We start from the raw sequence: 17,695 nt of genomic DNA on the forward strand, positions 1-17,695 counted from the left end.
GTCGAGGCCATTCAGAAAGTTTATAGCTAAAGTAAAAAAAATGTCGACCTATGGCTGACATTTTGATTTATTTGCTTCTATTGATTAGTTTACTTAGGTTTAGAGGACTAATTTTGTTAGCTGTAGCTTCTTTGTTTGACTCCTGGATTTGTTGATAGATCTCTTTACGAAACACTTCGACATGTTTAGGAGCACGAATACCGACACGAATCGTATCTCCTTCACTACCTAGTATGACGATCTCAATGTTATCTCCGATCATAATAGACTCGCCTTTTTTCCTAGCCAATACTAGCATGCCCTTCACCCCTCCGCTTGCGTTGTTGCACTAACTTCACTCAACACAATTTCATGCTTAATGTTATATTCGGAGTCATGCAGAATAATTTGTTTGCCTAACTTAGTCTTCACATTCCAAATAATCGGTGCCAGTAGATTCAAGGTGATTTTAGTAAAATCATCATTCACTGTAACTACAGTCCACACAAACACATCGTCTGGCTGCTCGATCTTCAGTTCTTCTTGTACTGCTACAGGAAGATTAAAATCATAATCTTTAAAGAAAAGAAATGGGTCTATCACAAGAAAGGAAAGATCACCTTCCTGCACAGACTGAATGTATGAGAAAGGAAAGCTGTCCTCCGGTTGAACCAAAGTAAACTGAGTTAGCTCTTCGAATCCTGGTACTCCTTGTGCGAAAGTGAAGACTTCCGTTTCTTGGACCTCTAGGTCGCCGAAAAATAGGGTCGAAATATTCATGTATCATAGCTCCTTCAGTTGGAAGATTTAAATAAAAAAAGCCATAGAAATCATCTATAGCTTGATTATAACGCTTTATGTTTTGAAATCAATTTGTGGCGCTGTAATATCTATCTTCGGGTACTGTCGCATGTAAATATCAAGCTTTCCTCTAGTGTAGTCAATCTCAGGCTTATTAACTTGTGCGTTGACATTCACTTTGCCGTCTGTAACGTTGATTTCGGCTTTATGAGCCGTATAGGTAATATCAACGTTATCGTACGCAGCCTCACCATAGTAATCGAATTGAGGACGGCTAATACTAAGGTCCTTAGCAATCTCAGCGATCGCGTTTCCACCACGATGAATAGCAGCCATACGGTTGCCATCTTCTACACGTCGCGCGATTCCCTGCATAGCTATCTCATGGCACTGAGAGTAGATCCGACTGAGAGCTGTAAGAATTGGACCTTGGCCCAATGCGTCCCAAGCACGGCTCTGATCTATTTCAAGCTCTCCCCGTGGCTGGCGGATATCCTGTTTAGGCCGATCTACTTGCATTTCATAAGTAGCTCGCGGTTGTCTGATATCTTGCTTACCAAGGTCTGCGTCTATCCCAATGAGGGCCGGTTGCTGGCTTATTTGTATTTGGGGAATACTAGGCATAACAACCGCCTCCTAATCAAAATAATTAACGCAGGAAATCAACTAATGTTGGCATAATAACTTTGGATCCTGCTGAAAGGGAAGCTTGATACACGTTTTCTTCCATTTTCAGGTTCGTTATTACTAAGGACATATCTGCATCTTCCGTTTTGGATTGAAGACTTTGTAAGTTAATACCGATGTCTTTCAAACGATCCTCAGCAAGCTGTACACGGTTGGTCTTTGCACCAATGTCCGCCCTCGCGCCTAGAACCCCGCTCATCCGTTCATCCATGAGCTCAATAGACTTTTGAATACCTGTCGTATTACTAGCTTTAAGTGAAGCAGATAAATCCTTCAAAATCTGAAAAGCATTATTCTGCATACCTGAAGCACCAAATATCTGCTCAGCCGTTTTATTCATTGCGATTTGCACTCCGGCGCCAATCTCGAATTTGATCTCTCCATTATCGGTCACTGCATTAGCTGCATTGTCCGGATCAGGGAATGGAGCTTTATCCGTAATCTGTCCATTGAAAACAAACTTACCGTTAAATTGGCTATTCCCAATGTTAGTTAATTGACCATATAACTGATCAATCTCTGTTTTCATCGCATCCAAGGATTCTTCTGAGTTTGTTCCATTCGCTGCTTCAACAGCAAGCTCACGCGCTCTATGCAGAACACTCCCCGTCTGATCCAACATCGTATCCGTGTAATCAAGGAACGACACCGTAGCATCAACGTTTCTCTGAAACTGATCATTTGTACCAAGCTCACTGCGGTAACGCATGGAGAAACTGATACCTACCGGATCATCGGAAGGTTTATTGATTCTACGACCCGTTGAAAGCTGATCCTGCAGCTTATCCATGCGAGATAGATTCCCATTCAAATTGCGCAGCAATTGCGTATTAAGCATCCCTTGCGTAACGCGTAGTGCCATTGCAATCTCACCCCATATCTAAAGTATGTCTTGCCATTATCTGCCTACCGTACCCATTGAATTAATGACTTTATCCAGCATTTCATCGAATGTTGTTAAAGACCGGGCAGCTGCATTGTATGCATGCTGGTATTTGATCATATCAGCCATCTCTTCATCGAGGGAGACTCCGCTTATGGATTGACGCCTTGCATCTACCTGATCAACGAGTATTTTCTGGTTCGATACTTGTCGTGATGCCTCTTGTGTTTGAACCCCGATTTCAGATACAACCGCACGAAGGAACTCATCGAATGTACCGCCATTGAGGATAATTTTCGTAACACCGGAACCATCGAAATTGAACTTGGTATTCTTAATGCCAGCGAGTTTCAGAGCTTGTTCATTGTTCCCTTTGACAACTCTTTCCACACCATTAGCATCTGTATATGTTCTCGCGGAAGCGGCGATCCGCTCCACATTATCTGTAATGTTCGCACTTACCTTCACGGTTTCCGCAGCCGTATTAAAATCTGTAATAGGCACGAAGAAATCCCCGCCTTTGGTCGGAGGATCTTGCAGTGTATAACCTTGTTTATGCATGTCATTAACGGCCGTCACAATAGTCGATACCATCGAGTTCAATTGGTTCTTGTATTCCGTTACATAGCGATCATTAGATAACAACAGTCCATATAACTCTCCACTATTCAAATCAGCCGGATAAGCTGCACTTGCAGTAGCGTCTGTGAAATCCGTGGCAGCATCCGCAACAACTAAATCCTGGTTCCCCATCTTCACGTGGTAACCACCGGACTCCTCTTGTACTGAGACATTGATGACTTTGGACAATTCATCAATAAGAAGATCCCTTTGATCCCGAAGATCATTCGCATTATTACCAAGGCCTTCAACACGGAAAATCTCGTTATTAAGCCCAGCAATTTGCTTCAAAGTCGTGTTCACTTGCGTTACTTTAACCGTGACATTATCATTCAAATCGGCCCCTAGGTCCTTGAGCTGCTTCGCTGCATGGTTAAACGCATCCGTTACAGCTAACGCACTTTCCTTAACAACAGCCCTTGTTTCCAAGTTGTCAGGCTGCTTACTAAGCTCTTGCCATGAGTTCCAGAAGTTATCGAGAACCTGACGAAGACCCGTATCGGTTGGCTCATTGATGATGGCTTCCAGCTTTTCTAATGTATCTTGACGAATGGTCCATTCACCTAAGCTTTTGTTCTCATTCGCAAATTGCTTATCCAAGAAGGTTTCACGAATCCGTTTCACCTCAGTAAACATAACACCTTGTCCCATTTGACCAGGAATAGTTGAACGGTTTAAACTAAGTGCCTCGATTGGCTCAGCGGCAACCATTTTGACAACCTGACGTGAAAAGCCCGGCGTGTTGGCATTAGCGACGTTATGTCCAGCTGTTGTTAATGCAGCTTGCTGTGTAAGGATCCCCCGCTTGGATATTTCAATTCCGCCAAAAGTCGATCTCATGGTTTCCCTCTCCTATGCCCTACTTGGGTATTCTGAATATAGCCGCTATCCTCTTCTATCAAACATCCCTAATCGATTACCACTTTTGGCCTGATTAGGATTCCTATAGACCATATCATCCTCTGGCGCGCCAATGACCAAATCCAGTGAATAATTGACAAAAGCCAAGGACTGTTCAATTAACTGCTGATTAATGACGTTGCTTTTTTTTAATTCCTCTATGGTAACAAGCAGCTTTTGTTGAGCTTCCATTAGCGCTTGCTTTTCTTCTGCCTTAAAAATAACCTTAATCAAATCACTAACCGTTATTTTGGGATTAGGATTATAACCTCTAGATATCAAGTAAGAGCCGATGATTTGAATCCGTTGTTGATTCGCTTCTGCAATCGCTCTAACCCATTTATTCTCCCGATTAACAATCATATTGAGTTGATCGATATCATTGCTAACAAGAACTTCCGTTTTCCCCTTTGCAAGTTCAAGTAGAGCTTCATGCGCTTCCTGAAGTTTATCCATCGTTTCCAACAAGGGCTGTATCGACATGATCGTCACCTGTTTCTATCTGTTGTATACGCTATTTTCTTACTTCAAATAAGGAAGGATTTTCTCAGCTAATTTACCTGCATCCACACGATATGTCCCTGCTGCGACAGACGACTTTAATTCCTCAATACGAAGCGTTTGTTCTTCCGTGCGAGCACTTCCCGAAGCTCCTAGAAGTTCCTTTGCTTCAGCAGAAATTTCGACTTGGTCCTTAGGCTTACCTTTCTTGCCGGCAGCATGAGCGAAAGTGGCATCTCCCGTTTTCTTATACGGATTAATGGCGCCGATTCGTTGATTATCATTAATTTTCATACCGTAACACTCCTATGTTCTTTGACCTAAAAAAATAAAATGCCGATAATCTTTAGAACTATTATCGGCATCTACTATATGAAACTTTATATCTCTGCAGACCTATTTCTAAATTAGTGCCGATCTCGCAAGCGGTCTTGAATATTAAAGCTTACTTTGCTCTCTTTGTTTGCTTGCTCTTGCCTACGACGCTCGTCCTCAGAATTGTTCTTAACATCCTTTACAAGCTTGATGCGGCACGATTCACAAATCGTATTCTCACGAATTAAAGTTCCGCACACTTCACAAGGATAGGACATATTTGGCGCATGCAAAATGGAAATTCGGCCATCCCGGATAAATTTAGTGATCTGTTTAACCGATACGCCTGTTGCCTCACTTAAATCATTTATGGTGGTACCTTTATTTTCACGCAGGTATTTCAAGCATTTCTCATACTGCTGCTCCAAATCCTTCACACAATTCGGGCAAACCTCGTTAAAACCTTTAACGAATATTTTCCCACAGCGCGGACAATTAGCTACATTCATGCCCATTGTATAGCCCCCTCCTATTATTCCCATTACCCAATTATTAATTCCAGTTTACAGCAATTCGACAGTGTTTGCACAATAATATTTTAATATTTTTGACGGATGTGGTGTGAAATCCTGCTACCGCGCCCACGTTAGTCCGAATACTTCAGCAGATAAATATTCCCCAAGAACCTTGGCACATTGATTCATGGTGCTCCCGGTCGTATAAACATCATCCACGATATAAATAACGTACGAAGCATTCAGGGATTCTCCCAAACAATCATGAATTGACTCATTCACCTCAAAAACATGCTCCAAATCGTCCAGCCGTTCACTCCTCTTCTTGAAGCTTTGTTTATCTGTATGCTTGGAACGCTTAAGAAGGGGGATAACTGGAAGTCCTATTAATCGACCTAGTTCTACAGCCATTTGCTCCGCTTGATTAAAACCACGTTCCGACATCCTGCGCTCGCTCACAGGCACGAAAGTGATAAGCTCCTTTACAGAATCGGGTTCTGCGAGAAAATTGTCTCTATCCTCATGTAATAAGTGATAGGAGTGTACAAGCATTTGCCCGAGGACCGTCTTCAAACGCTCATCTCCACGATACTTATATCGCGCCAATAATTCCTTCATCGTTTCATCATATCTGACAGCGCTGCGGCTTCTTATAAAATAGGAATGGTGCCTCCGCTGACAATCTGAGCAAAATTCCCCTCGTCCACAAGTTGGACAAAGCGCTTCTCGAATCCAGGGAATTCGTGTGTAACAGGAATGGCAAAGCCCTAATTCATCAACTTGGAGAGTGTTATTCTGCTTGCAAAGTAAACATTCTTTTCTGAGCGGACTAAACAGCGATGCCACCGAACCCATCACTTTTTTAATCAAAATTCTCGTATCCAATTGCTGATAGCTCATTCATTTCCCCCTTAATAAATAGCCATGTTTACGCGCGATGCGATTCATCTGCTTAATTTGTCGAATGGCCTCCTTTTGAGATTGCGTAATTTCTTTTGCTGTAAAATAAACCTTCCCTGCCGGATCTTCCTGCGATCTACCTGCACGCCCAGCCATCTGAACGAGCGCTGCTTCATCGAATAGCTGCGAATCTGCATCCATAATGAACACATCAGACTTTGGCACCGTGACTCCTCGCTCCAAAATCGTTGTAGTGACCAGCACACGGATCTCTCTGTTTCGAAAAAGCTGGACCTTTTCAGTTCGAGCAGGATCCTTTGATGAAGTTCCTTCGACGCACACAACGGTTTCACTCATGCCATGGCTTAGTCTTGCCCTCAGAAGATAAATCATTGGCTCAACCAATTGAATGTTGGGGACAAAAACAAACACCTGCGCACCTCGTTCCACCGAGGCCACTAACTTAGCAAATAATGAATTCGGCATTGTTTGTGACTGGACCACTTTCCTCAGAGGCGGGACCGAAACCAACTGAGGGACTGGCAATGGGTGCCTGTGATAGCGTACCGGTACTCGAACATGCGGTAATCTTCCCCGCTTTGCAGCTTGCCTTATAGCTCTCGGCGGTGTAGCCGAAAGCAAAATATTCGTTCCGCTTGGCTTACAGACTTTAGCCGCCGCATAAGCAAGCATGGGATTGTTATGGTAGGGAAAGGCATCAATCTCGTCGATAATGACAAGATCAAAAGCATCATGAAAGCGCAACAGCTGATGCGTTGTCGCGATTGTAATCTGCCCTTGCTCCCAACGCTGCACGCTTCCGCCATAAAGCGTGACCACGCTGTAATCGGCAAATGCGCGACCTATTCGTGGTTGCAGCTCCAACACCACGTCTTTACGTGGTGTCGCGATAAGTACACGGCCTCCTCTCGCAACAGTGTGATGGATAAATGGAAAGATCATTTCCGTTTTTCCAGCGCCGGTAACTGCCCAGATCAGAAACCTTCGAGGGATCAGATGTTTCACTTTTGCTTTTGCAACAGCATCAGCTCCAACTCTTTCACTGCCTCTCCTTGCTCTATTTCCTGGCCACCCCATTCTTCCATAGCCAGCCCGTTTCTCCCTCGAGCCCTCAACACTGTTCCCGCTAATATAGCGCAGTCCTTCCAACGAAGCCCGAGCCTGGGCCTCACTTAGCCCCCACGGCTCAATATAAGCACGAAGCTGCTCTTGTTGCTCCTCTCCCTCTCGTACTTCCACGTCACCTTGACCCATCCGAGTCCCCATCGTGTTAACCACATAAGGCGCAACCTCCCTGGAGCGCCCAGTAACAAGCAAAGAACAAAACCGAGTCCGCCCCATGGTCAGGCACTCCTCACAATAAGGACAGGCTTGTCCGCAATGTAAGCAATCCGACCAAAACATGCGCTCCGCTCCACTCCCACACCGCTTACAGGTGTAACTCGTCATCTTTCTAAACCCCCGGTGCCAATCTCGGCGCTCGATCACTTCCATTCCATTCCTCACCTCAACATCACCGTTGAGATGAGCAAGCTGCAGATAGGACAGCCAAGCATCTCCCACCCCAAGATCAGTCCCTGCCGCCATCAACAGCTGTTGAAATTCCTCTACAAGCAGCGACCGACCGCTGCAAGCTTCCACAACTCTGTTATATACACCCGCATCTAACCCAATACCTGGGTAGACTCCTTGCTGCCACATCTCAAAATGAATCCTTTTTAAGCTAAAAGCTTCATTACTCGGTATGTTGCATTCATTAGCAAGCTGCTGGAGCTGCCCCAGCATTCTCTCTTCATTTGATCCAAATGCCAATAAACGATTAGCATATTTTTTTTGGTGGTCTTGGTGGTCTTGGTGGTCTTGGTGGTCTTGGTGGTCTTGGTGGTCTTGGTGGTCTTGGTGGTCTTGGTGGTCTTGGTGGTCTTGGTGGCTTTGATTATCTTGGTCGTCTTTAATGTTTCCGTGGTTTCCATGGCTATTGCGATTTCCGTGGTTTCGTATCCCTTGAAGCTTTTGACTCTTTTGACACTTATGACCCTTTTCACTCCCCCTCAGCCTCTCAAGCATCCGCACACCCTGCCCTAACGAAATAAAAGGTTCGAACAATACGAGGCCGGCGTCGGCTGCGTATTGCTCGAACCAATATTGGATGTCCGTCTGTGAGTGAATCGTTAATCGCCACTCCCATTCTTTTCCCAAACAAACTGCGTAAAGTTGAACCTTCATTCCTCACCTTACTCTCTTTGTAAACTAAGTACTTGAAACCATTGCCTTCAACCGACATGGACCTTCACTAGATCTTCCCTACTGCTTAGATGAACCACAGTCACGGGCTCATTATCGTGTTGACGTAAATAGTGGTCAACCGCATCATAATCCGTCTGATATCGCAGCTCTAGCGAATGGCTATGGGATAAGCGCTCAATGATTTTCCTCGTATCGTCGGACGATCCTTCATCGAATATCGTTGTCTTCACTTCGTTGCCCTTAAATCGCGAGAAGAAAAACAAGGAGCGAATATACCATTCAATTTGGTTTTGATTATTTTTGGTGACGAGCAGCACATTAGCCGGTTTCTTGCTTCCACCCCTGCGGGTTCCGAGCAATAAATGGAGCACAGCAATGCTGATTCCGTAGCAACCTAAGATCCAAAGCAATCCAATCCACATAGCGGGTCCCTCCCTTACCTGCAGTGTATGCTGCAAAGTTAAGGGGGGTTCCTTATCGTAAAATGGAGATTACAACGTTACCCAACCATTTTTGATTGCTATAATAACCGCCTGTGTACGATCATCGACTTCCATTTTTTGGAGGATGCTGCTGACGTGGTTTTTCACCGTTTTTTCACTGATATAGAGGAACTCTCCAATCAGCTTGTTGCTTTTACCTTCCGCCATAAGACGAAGAACTTCTGCTTCTCGCTTGGTTAACGGACTATTTGCATTATGTATGTATTTAAGACCTGAATCTTTGACGCCTTGGCCGGAACCAACTACACCCACATCATCCAAATAGGTCATACGTCTAAGCTGATTAATCAGCTTGCCAGTAACCTTCGGGTGAATGTAAGCATGACCAGCCACTACGGAACGAATCGCATTAATGAGCGACTCCGCTTCCATATCCTTCAGCAAATAACCTGAAGCCCCTTTGCGAAGAGTTTCAAATACATAGCTCTCATCATCATGAATGGATAAAATGATTACTTTAATATCTGGAAAAATAAGCTTAAGCCGTTCGGTCGCCACAACGCCGTTCTCAAGCGGCATATTAATATCCATGAGAACAATATCCGGCGTGATTTGATTGCACAGCTCAATAACCTGGATACCATCACCGCACTCGCCGATGACTTCCATATCATCTTCCATATTAATAATTCGTTTAACACCTTCGCGAAACAGCTGATGATCGTCCGCAATGACAATATGCACATTGCGTTTATGACTCGCCGTGTTGTCCATTCTGTTTTTCCTCCTTGTTCTCTCCAACGCCGCCGATAGGGATTAGCATCGTAATTTTTGTACCTGAATCTTTTTCGGACTCTAGAACCATCGTGCCTTCCAGCAGCTCCACACGCTCACGCATGCCCAGCAAGCCGAAATTATTTCCCTTGGCTATTCTTTGTTCTGTCTGCGGCACGTCGAAACCGATCCCGTTATCCACCACGTAGATTTGCACTTGATCCGGCTCCAGTGTGAGTTCAACAGATAGGAAAGTAGCTTTCGCATGCTTATTTACATTAGATAAAGCTTCCTGCACAAGTCGGAAAATAGCAATTTCAAGCCCAGACGGAATGCGAGTCTCCTTGCCAACGAGATTAAACTGTGTGCGAATTCTATGCTTTTCTTCGAAATCCTGTACATATTTTCGTAGTGTCGGAACGATTCCTAAGTCATCGAGCGCCATCGGACGGAGGTTGAAGATGATCTTACGAACTTCCTCAAGCCCCCCTCTGACTTGACCCTTCAAATCTACTAATTCTTCCTTCACCGCGGGAATATCCTCTTTTACAAGCATACGCTGGGCAATTTCAGTTCGAAGCACAACATTTGCCAAAGTTTGAGCCATACCATCGTGAATTTCACGCGCAATACGCTTCCGCTCTTCTTCTTGGGCCAAAATAATCTTCAAACCGAGTAATTGCCTGTTCTTGGCGGATTCGAGTATACGAGTCACCTGATTGAGGTCGCCCGATAAATATTCCAGTACCACATTCATTTGCGATACAATTGTTTCTGCTCGCTCCACCTGCTTGTCCACATTTTTCGTGCGAACCTGCAGATCATTGCGCCGAGTCTTTAGATTATTTTCTTTTTCCCTAGCAATTGTCAGCTGTAATTGAAAAGCAATCGCGGCTTCATAAGCAATCTTGATATCTTCCTCACGGTACTTGTTGAAATCACGACTGACCTCCGTAAGTCGAATACGAGATCGCTTGTAATCCTTCTCCAAATTGTCAACCAGCTCGATGGTAACACTCGTTTCATACTTAATCTCATCGAGCTCGCGAGTGAGTGACTCTTTTTCCAAACGAGAAGCTTCAGCGATTTCAAACATTTGATACTTGCTGCTCTCCATGACGTTAATTGCGTTTTTAATGACACGATCTATAGCGTCTGGCTGCAAATGAAACGAGCTCCTTTATAAAACAATATTAGAAATTAGTCTACCCCATATTGTATCATAGTTCTACCCGTTTGCCGTGTACTTCTAGCACTATTTATTCGATTGTAATCCCATAATTTTTGGGTTCCCAGCCTACTTTAAAGCCTAATTTCTCTGAAATGAGCCGCAAAGGCACCATCGTCACATTATTCATGATTTTTGGAGACACTTCAGCAGTCACACGATCCCCGTTTACAAGCAGATCAGCATTATCAATCCACAGGTCAATCAGCTTGTCACCTCGTACGACGGTTACCTTCCGCTCTTTGTCATCCCACTTCACATTACCGCCTAATGCTTCTGTTACGAAACGAAGAGGAACCAACGTATTATCATTCACAATCGTCGGAGCCTGCTCCAATGTATAGGATTTATCATTCAATGTCGCTTGTTTCTTATACACATTCAATTTTATCGTATTTTTCGGCAGAGCGGCTAGCTGTCCTTTGTAAATGAAAGAAATATCATCAATATTAATTTTCCCTTTTGAGGCCCTTTCATCCTGTCCATTCGCTGGATTAGCGACATAGACACTCTTGATCTTGATCGGGAATTTGAGGTCAGACACATCAGCCGTTACCTTGCGCCAGCCTGTCCAGTTCATATTTTCAGTAAAACTTACGTAATTCAACTTACCGTTCGCATCAATGATTTCTGCACGCACCCAGTTAAAGCTTCCGTCACCGAGCACTTTGGCTGTAATAAATTCTGGTTCTCCTTCAATCGGAGCACCATTCATCCCATTGAATCTAGCATAAGCTGCTTTAGTACCTGTTCCTTTTGTAAAATCATACGAGATTTCCAAACTCTGATTGCCGCTAATTGGTACAATATTCACAGCTGATACAACCTCTGCCGGGTACTTATCGCCTGTTGTCATAACCGCAAATTTATCTAAATCATACCAAACCTTCTCCTGGCCAACAGGCAGAGTAACCATCGTGCTATAGCCATCATATCTCGCAATAACCTGAGCAGCCTGAGAGCCCGAAGCGCTATCCACATGAAGAATACCGTCTTTCAAAGTCCCTTTAACTCCACTTAGCTCCCAAGTCGCAGATGCCGCTGGCAATTCTCGTGTTGCGCCACTCCTAGTCGTTACAGATATAGGCAGCTTGAAATCCCCGCCTTCTGTAAGTGAAAAGGCTCCTGAGTTAAATTTCATCGAAGTAATCTGGTCTCTTCCTACAACCTCGACATCCATGGATGCTGAACCTTTGCCTGACTTGGCAATGATCTGAGTCTTACCTGGCAGTGTCGGAGTAAACACATTATCTTTGAATGCTCCGTTCGTCGTGGAACTACTCCACTGTGGAACAATACCCTCTACAGAAATCGGATTATAATAGTCATCATAAGCTTTGAATTGATAAGTGCTGGATTCATTCATGAATAAAATATTTTGACCTTTTAAAATAAGTCCCTTCAAATCGCCCTTCGGTGCCGTCGAATACACACCCACACCATTTACAACGGAACGCTGATTGCCATTCTCTGTTTTATTAACAAGCTTCGGGTCAAAATCTCCGAGTGGTCTTGAAACCATCTGCGTCGATCCTCCGCCATCTAGAACCATCCCTCTCCAAACTCCAGCACTAATCATAAACTGCTGAAGCTCCGGGAGCGTCATCCCTGCACTGCCTGCACTACGATCTGAAGTAATGATATAAGCCGTCTTCATGTCTTTGGAGTAGCCTATTGCCGTTCGGGAACGTGGGCTGTAGCCACTGAAATCTCCAATATTACGTGTAAAATAACTCGGCTTCGCCTCATCCACTAGCAGTGTGCTGCCGCCAATCAGCATTTTAAAATTCTTCCAATCATACGTCTTAGACGCATCATGCGGGACCATATCATATTTGGTAGTGATCTTATCTCCGACTTTGAGGTGATTTACGATAAACTCCCTGGCTAGTCCAGAGCCTCTGAGGATATAGCCATCTGCAGGAGCAACCATTTTAATATTCGTATCTACAGCAATTTCCTTAACTACATCATTCTGCATGAGTGCTTCTGTTGGAACATGGGTTCCATCTACCGCACGTTGCGTTAAAGCCCAAGCATTCGTATAGAGGAAAAGTCCGTCTGCGATCATCGCGACATCATTGTCGTCCCAATAATACGTTTTGTTCACACCGCCAAGGTCAAAAGAAGTCCCATCCTTCGCCGTCACCCTGCCTTGAAAATCAAAAATATCAATAATCGGTTGATTACTCTTCGTAATTGCAAAAGAATAAAGTCCAGATATTTTCGCCGGGGTCGCCATTACTTGACCATTCGTGATTTGCGCACCTTCCGGAACACCTTCCGCTTGTGTATTGAAGAAATCCCCATTCACACCTGCCACTGCACCAGTATCCTTCACCATACCCAGAACACTCTGGTTCTTTGTGAACTGATTCTTCGTTCCAGCCATTGCGTCTATCTTCACGTTCGGATTCGTCAAATCAACCTCTACCACATTGGCGTTCACCGAAACGTCCTTATTGCTTCTAGTTGTCGTCCAAATGTAATTCTTCATAATTGCACCAGATGTAATCGTCTCCTGCGAACTAAGTGTCAACGTCGGCCCTGCCGCGTTTACTGTAGTCCCCGCAACCAATTGCCATACCAATGCGCAAGCCAGCGCACCCATTCCTACTTGCTTCTGTACCGTCATGTTGCTTTTCCACTCTCCTCTTTCAGTCTAAGACTAGTATCTATCTTTTCGGATATCTATTAGACTCTTAAACTATGGAAAAAGTTACGATCTGAGAGAAGTTGTATTTATACGTCAAAAAATTGACCAAGAACTAGCAAATAAAAAAGAGCACGACCCTACTCGGATCTGCTCTCTGCTTGAGATACGTGACATGTATAATTAAAGGATACGTTTTATTTTAGCTTCATGTTCAATGGAACGTGCGGATAAGAGCTCAATAATCCTATGCTGCTGCTCTTGAATGACTTCAATTCTTTTCACGGTTTCATTGGTCTCCAGAACAGCTTGTTTAATTTGAGCTTGTTCTAATTCCAATCTGTCTAATCGATTGTCGATTCCATCTAATCGTCCGTCGATACTGCCTACTCGATTGTCAATTCCATCTAATCTGCCGTCGACTCCATCTAGTCTCTCTATTACTGGTAATAATTCAGCCTTAAGTAACGCGGATAGTGCTTCTTTCAAATCATTATCCAACATCATCACTCCCGATCCATTTACTTAATCTGTTTTACGATTATACCATAATACTCGAACTTAGAGCATCTTCGGACTATATAAATATTATACCAATTAAAAGGAAATATATCAAACAAATGTTCTTATTTTATTGTCATTATTTTTCTTTCTTATTATTAACGCAAAATACAGAAAAGCCGCCCTAATTGGACAGCTTTTCTTTTCCATCTATTTAATTAAACCAATGCTTGTGTTTTCAAAGACTCAGCTTTATCTGTGCGCTCCCAAGGAACATCCAGATCATTACGGCCGAAGTGACCATAAGCAGCTGTTTGACGGTAGATTGGACGACGCAGGTCAAGCTCTTTGATGATGCCCGCAGGACGAAGGTCGAAGTTTGAGTGGATCAGCTCAACGAGCTTCTCTTCACTTACTTTACCTGTACCGAAAGTATCCACAGCAATAGACACTGGACGAGCTACACCAATTGCGTAAGCTAATTGAACTTCACATTTTTCAGCAAGTCCAGCTGCTACGATGTTTTTCGCAACATAACGTGCTGCGTACGCACCGGAACGGTCAACTTTCGTTGGATCCTTACCAGAGAACGCGCCGCCGCCGTGACGAGCGTAACCACCGTATGTATCAACGATGATTTTACGACCTGTCAAACCAGCATCCCCTTGAGGTCCGCCAATAACGAAACGGCCAGTTGGGTTAATGAAATAGTTTGTGTTCGCATCCAACAAGTGAGCTGGAACAATTGGGTTAATAACGTGTTCTTTGATATCTTTTTGGATTTGCTCCAAAGTAACTTCTTCACCGTGCTGTGTAGACACAACAATTGCATCAACACGAACTGGTTTATCATCGACATACTCAACTGTAACTTGTGTTTTACCATCAGGACGCAGGTATGGAAGAGTTCCATTTTTACGAACTTCCGTCAAACGACGAGCCAATTGGTGAGAAATCGAGATCGGAAGAGGCATAAGCTCAGGCGTCTCGTTAACCGCGAATCCGAACATCAGACCTTGGTCACCAGCACCGATTGCTTCAATTTCCTCATCAGACATTGAACCTTCTCTTGCTTCAAGAGCTCTGTTAACACCTTGTGCAATATCAGGGGATTGTTCATTCAAAGAAACGAGAACCGCACAAGTTTGGGAGTCAAAACCATACTTCGCACGCGTGTAACCAATTTCCTTAATTGTTTGTCTAGCGATCGCTTGAATATCCACATATTCAGAGCTTGAAGTAATCTCACCGATTACCAAAACCAAACCAGTTGCTACAGATACCTCACATGCTACACGAGCATTCGGATCATTGGCAAGAAATGCATCCAATACCGAGTCAGAAATTTGGTCACAAATTTTATCCGGATGACCTTCTGTTACGGATTCGGATGTAAATAAACGACGTCCACGTACTTGCGCCATATCATTCATCCTCCTAATATCATTTAGTATGTTTGAAAAGCTTCTACACGATGCCTCTATATGAAAAAAAAGTGGGCCCGGCTTTAGCGGCAGCTTTTCACGCCAAACGGAATCCCTCTTTTGCGCTCAAGCGCTGACAAGATCCTTGAATTCCGCAATGGTAAAAAATAAGAATCAAACAATAAAGCATGAATAAAGACAACAAAAAAATGAACCTTTCCCGATTGGAAAAGGTTAAATTAAATATTGACCTTCAATTAGTTATCTTACGTCATTTGTCGTCTAGTGTCAATGCAGCAAACCGTGAAGAAATTATGAATAATTCAACAAAATACATAAAGATTTATAAAGAAAATAGTGCTTCTTCTGCCCTCTGAATCAGTCTTTTAGTAATCGTTCCTCCTACTGCTCCAGCATCTCTCGATGAGATATGTCCCCAGTAGTCTTCTTTCATCGAAGAGGAGGGAATCGAACCCAATTCCGTTGCAAACTCTGTATCCGCATGAAACGACATTTGCTTACCAACAGGCAATCCTAATTCAGCAGCAATCTCATACTTTAGAATATCCAAAGCCTTTTTAGATTCAGGAACTACTTTATTATTGTTTCTAGCCATAACAAACGCCTCCTTAGAGTTTTTGTTGTGATTACGACACTCCATAAGCAATTGCCGATGATGTGAGTACATCACTAGTATGGCTAGATTCCTGAAGTCGAACCGCATAAGAACTTGTCAGATTGGGTAAAATTATGGAGAAGACTTTTATTGAAATACGTCCAAATGAACAAACATTTTTGTTTTGAAATTCGCAAAAAACTTTATTGTGTAACCTTACTTCCGTCAGCATTCAACAATAAATAGCTTCCTCGTACCATGACAAAGATGTCCGCCGTATTTTTCGGCGATGGCTTAATACCGCGGCCTTCGACCGGGAAGATCAAAAGATGGTTCAGCGAAACTTCCGTCCCCGCTGGAAGGTCTTTGCCTCCCGTAACATCCGGGATGCCATTTTCATCGTTGCTCACGGCGAGTACCCTGCCTGTTCGCACGATAAACTCGGCGCCAGCACCGGCGTAAAGCGTTTGTCCATTTTGCAATTGGACAACCTTCATTGTCGCTGGCGTGGAAGTGCCCGTGCCTCCGTTGCTCCCGCTAGGCTGGCCTGCGCCAGCATTGGCCGCAATCGCGGAGGCGACAATCTCCTTCACCTTTGCTTCGCTTAAGGTGTTCTGATCGAAATAGCTCTTTGTGATCACCGGGTCGGTGGACGAGCCTGGGGTTGGGGCTTCTGCTTCAGATACCGATATAAATGAAGATAACAGAATCATGCTGAAAAAAGCTATTGAAATGACTTTTCTTTTCTTCATTCGCTAAAAACTCCTTATCACTAAAATTGTAAATTAAAGGAATACTCCCTAGCTTGTTGAATTATCCTTATACAAATAATCCAACAAAACGGAGTTGACCTATGAAAAAACTATTTACTATTATTTTGATTTTATTCTTTATATCCAGCAGCGTCAATGCTTCATCAAGCAACGGACAGTTTGAAGGGAAACCTATTGTATCTCTTCTATCGAATGGTAAAGAGATCCAATTCGATGACGTGCCTGCTATTAATTTCAATGGAAGAACAATGATTCCTATCTATTTGTTAAAAGAACTAGGCGTGAATGCGGTTTGGAATGAAGACTCATACAGTGTCAATGTTAATGTAAACACTACAGTAGATGATAAAATAAATGAAACAGTTTTACTCAAAGACATTTATAGCTGTCTAAAAGACACAGATATGGCATTATGGATGTATGCTGTTAAATTACAGCAATATGCTGATTCAGATTTAACTACTAATCAAGTTCAGCTTCTTGATATCGATTATACAGAGCTAAGTAACCTCTATAATGAATCTACAAAATTCACGACCGAAATGATGAGTAAAATAAATAGCAATCATAAAATTGCAGATATTGTAAAAAAACAATCAGATGCATTAGCGCAGATTAGTCAAACAAAAGATTTACTCAAAATTAGGATAGACCAAAAAAGCAGCACTCAATTAAGCAACAGCATAAAAATTAGTTTGCAGAACTCCTTCACAATATCTCAGCAAAATTTAAACTATACCAATAAATGTATGCACGAAATGATTACAAACCAATATAAAAATAGCAAACAAACATCGTAGTATACAAGATCTGTTCTAATGGATTTAAGTTTGGCTAGGAATGTAAGTTTCTAGCCTGAACTCTTTTTTGCTTACGGATGTAGAATAAATTCCCCTTAGTTCACTAGTTGTTT

At 43.2% G+C, this 17,695-nt stretch carries 19 protein-coding genes; 1 reads left to right on the top strand and 18 read right to left on the bottom strand.

Annotation, left to right across the window (positions count from 1 at the left end):
- Nucleotides 1–67: 67 nt before the first annotated feature.
- From csrA to AC58U0_RS24670, 18 genes are all read right to left on the bottom strand, one after another.
- Nucleotides 68–298 (bottom strand): carbon storage regulator CsrA, encoded by a 231-nt coding sequence (gene csrA, locus AC58U0_RS24585; protein ID WP_171640084.1) that lies wholly within the window; start codon nucleotides 296–298, stop codon nucleotides 68–70.
- Between the two features lie 5 nt (nucleotides 299–303).
- Nucleotides 304–759: a flagellar assembly protein FliW gene (gene fliW, locus AC58U0_RS24590; protein WP_497381570.1), complete on the bottom strand. Its 456-nt coding sequence runs from the start codon at nucleotides 757–759 to the stop codon at nucleotides 304–306.
- Nucleotides 760–834: 75 nt separating this feature from the next.
- Complete coding sequence (locus tag AC58U0_RS24595) at nucleotides 835–1,404, bottom strand: DUF6470 family protein (RefSeq protein WP_497381571.1); 570 nt, start codon at nucleotides 1,402–1,404, stop codon at nucleotides 835–837.
- Nucleotides 1,405–1,429: 25 nt separating this feature from the next.
- Nucleotides 1,430–2,329, bottom strand: coding sequence for a flagellar hook-associated protein FlgL (flgL, locus tag AC58U0_RS24600; protein WP_497381572.1), 900 nt, complete (start codon nucleotides 2,327–2,329; stop codon nucleotides 1,430–1,432).
- A gap of 36 nt (nucleotides 2,330–2,365) precedes the next feature.
- Nucleotides 2,366–3,811, bottom strand: a complete 1,446-nt coding sequence (gene flgK / locus AC58U0_RS24605) for a flagellar hook-associated protein FlgK (RefSeq protein ID WP_497381573.1) — start codon at nucleotides 3,809–3,811, stop codon at nucleotides 2,366–2,368.
- A 45-nt stretch (nucleotides 3,812–3,856) separates the two neighbouring features.
- On the bottom strand, nucleotides 3,857–4,354 hold the full coding sequence (locus AC58U0_RS24610; protein ID WP_497381574.1) for a flagellar protein FlgN: 498 nt from the start codon (nucleotides 4,352–4,354) through the stop codon (nucleotides 3,857–3,859).
- Between the two features lie 39 nt (nucleotides 4,355–4,393).
- On the bottom strand, nucleotides 4,394–4,666 hold the full coding sequence (gene flgM, locus AC58U0_RS24615; protein ID WP_497381575.1) for a flagellar biosynthesis anti-sigma factor FlgM: 273 nt from the start codon (nucleotides 4,664–4,666) through the stop codon (nucleotides 4,394–4,396).
- Between the two features lie 113 nt (nucleotides 4,667–4,779).
- Nucleotides 4,780–5,196 (bottom strand): TIGR03826 family flagellar region protein, encoded by a 417-nt coding sequence (locus tag AC58U0_RS24620; RefSeq protein WP_497381636.1) that lies wholly within the window; start codon nucleotides 5,194–5,196, stop codon nucleotides 4,780–4,782.
- A gap of 123 nt (nucleotides 5,197–5,319) precedes the next feature.
- Nucleotides 5,320–6,102, bottom strand: coding sequence for a ComFC family protein (locus tag AC58U0_RS24625; RefSeq protein WP_497381576.1), 783 nt, complete (start codon nucleotides 6,100–6,102; stop codon nucleotides 5,320–5,322).
- Nucleotides 6,103–8,349 (bottom strand): ATP-dependent helicase ComFA, encoded by a 2,247-nt coding sequence (locus AC58U0_RS24630; protein WP_497381577.1) that lies wholly within the window; start codon nucleotides 8,347–8,349, stop codon nucleotides 6,103–6,105.
- Nucleotides 8,350–8,396: 47 nt separating this feature from the next.
- Nucleotides 8,397–8,792 (bottom strand): hypothetical protein, encoded by a 396-nt coding sequence (locus AC58U0_RS24635; RefSeq protein ID WP_497381578.1) that lies wholly within the window; start codon nucleotides 8,790–8,792, stop codon nucleotides 8,397–8,399.
- Nucleotides 8,793–8,861: 69 nt separating this feature from the next.
- Entirely contained in the window at nucleotides 8,862–9,587 is a 726-nt protein-coding gene (locus AC58U0_RS24640) for a response regulator (protein ID WP_029194926.1), read from the bottom strand.
- The gene (locus tag AC58U0_RS24645) at nucleotides 9,565–10,752 is read right to left on the bottom strand and encodes a sensor histidine kinase (protein ID WP_497381579.1); all 1,188 of its coding nucleotides are present in this window, start codon (nucleotides 10,750–10,752) and stop codon (nucleotides 9,565–9,567) included. Before AC58U0_RS24645 ends, AC58U0_RS24640 begins: the two co-directional genes overlap by 23 nt.
- Nucleotides 10,753–10,846: 94 nt before the next feature.
- On the bottom strand, nucleotides 10,847–13,450 hold the full coding sequence (locus AC58U0_RS24650) for a stalk domain-containing protein (RefSeq protein ID WP_497381580.1): 2,604 nt from the start codon (nucleotides 13,448–13,450) through the stop codon (nucleotides 10,847–10,849).
- 201 nt (nucleotides 13,451–13,651) lie between these two features.
- The gene (locus AC58U0_RS24655) at nucleotides 13,652–13,975 is read right to left on the bottom strand and encodes a hypothetical protein (RefSeq protein WP_497381581.1); all 324 of its coding nucleotides are present in this window, start codon (nucleotides 13,973–13,975) and stop codon (nucleotides 13,652–13,654) included.
- Between the two features lie 212 nt (nucleotides 13,976–14,187).
- The gene (metK, locus tag AC58U0_RS24660) at nucleotides 14,188–15,393 is read right to left on the bottom strand and encodes a methionine adenosyltransferase (RefSeq protein WP_057303302.1); all 1,206 of its coding nucleotides are present in this window, start codon (nucleotides 15,391–15,393) and stop codon (nucleotides 14,188–14,190) included.
- Nucleotides 15,394–15,736: 343 nt separating this feature from the next.
- A complete protein-coding gene (locus AC58U0_RS24665; protein ID WP_497381582.1) occupies nucleotides 15,737–16,009 on the bottom strand; it encodes an alpha/beta-type small acid-soluble spore protein in 273 nt (90 codons plus the stop codon).
- A 203-nt stretch (nucleotides 16,010–16,212) separates the two neighbouring features.
- Nucleotides 16,213–16,761, bottom strand: a complete 549-nt coding sequence (locus AC58U0_RS24670) for a hypothetical protein (protein ID WP_497381583.1) — start codon at nucleotides 16,759–16,761, stop codon at nucleotides 16,213–16,215.
- 101 nt (nucleotides 16,762–16,862) lie between these two features.
- Between AC58U0_RS24670 and AC58U0_RS24675 the strand changes: the two genes are divergently transcribed.
- Entirely contained in the window at nucleotides 16,863–17,582 is a 720-nt protein-coding gene (locus AC58U0_RS24675; protein WP_497381584.1) for a stalk domain-containing protein, read from the top strand.
- Nucleotides 17,583–17,695: the final 113 nt, after the last annotated feature.

This window comes from Paenibacillus sp. J31P190, assembly GCF_059692075.1.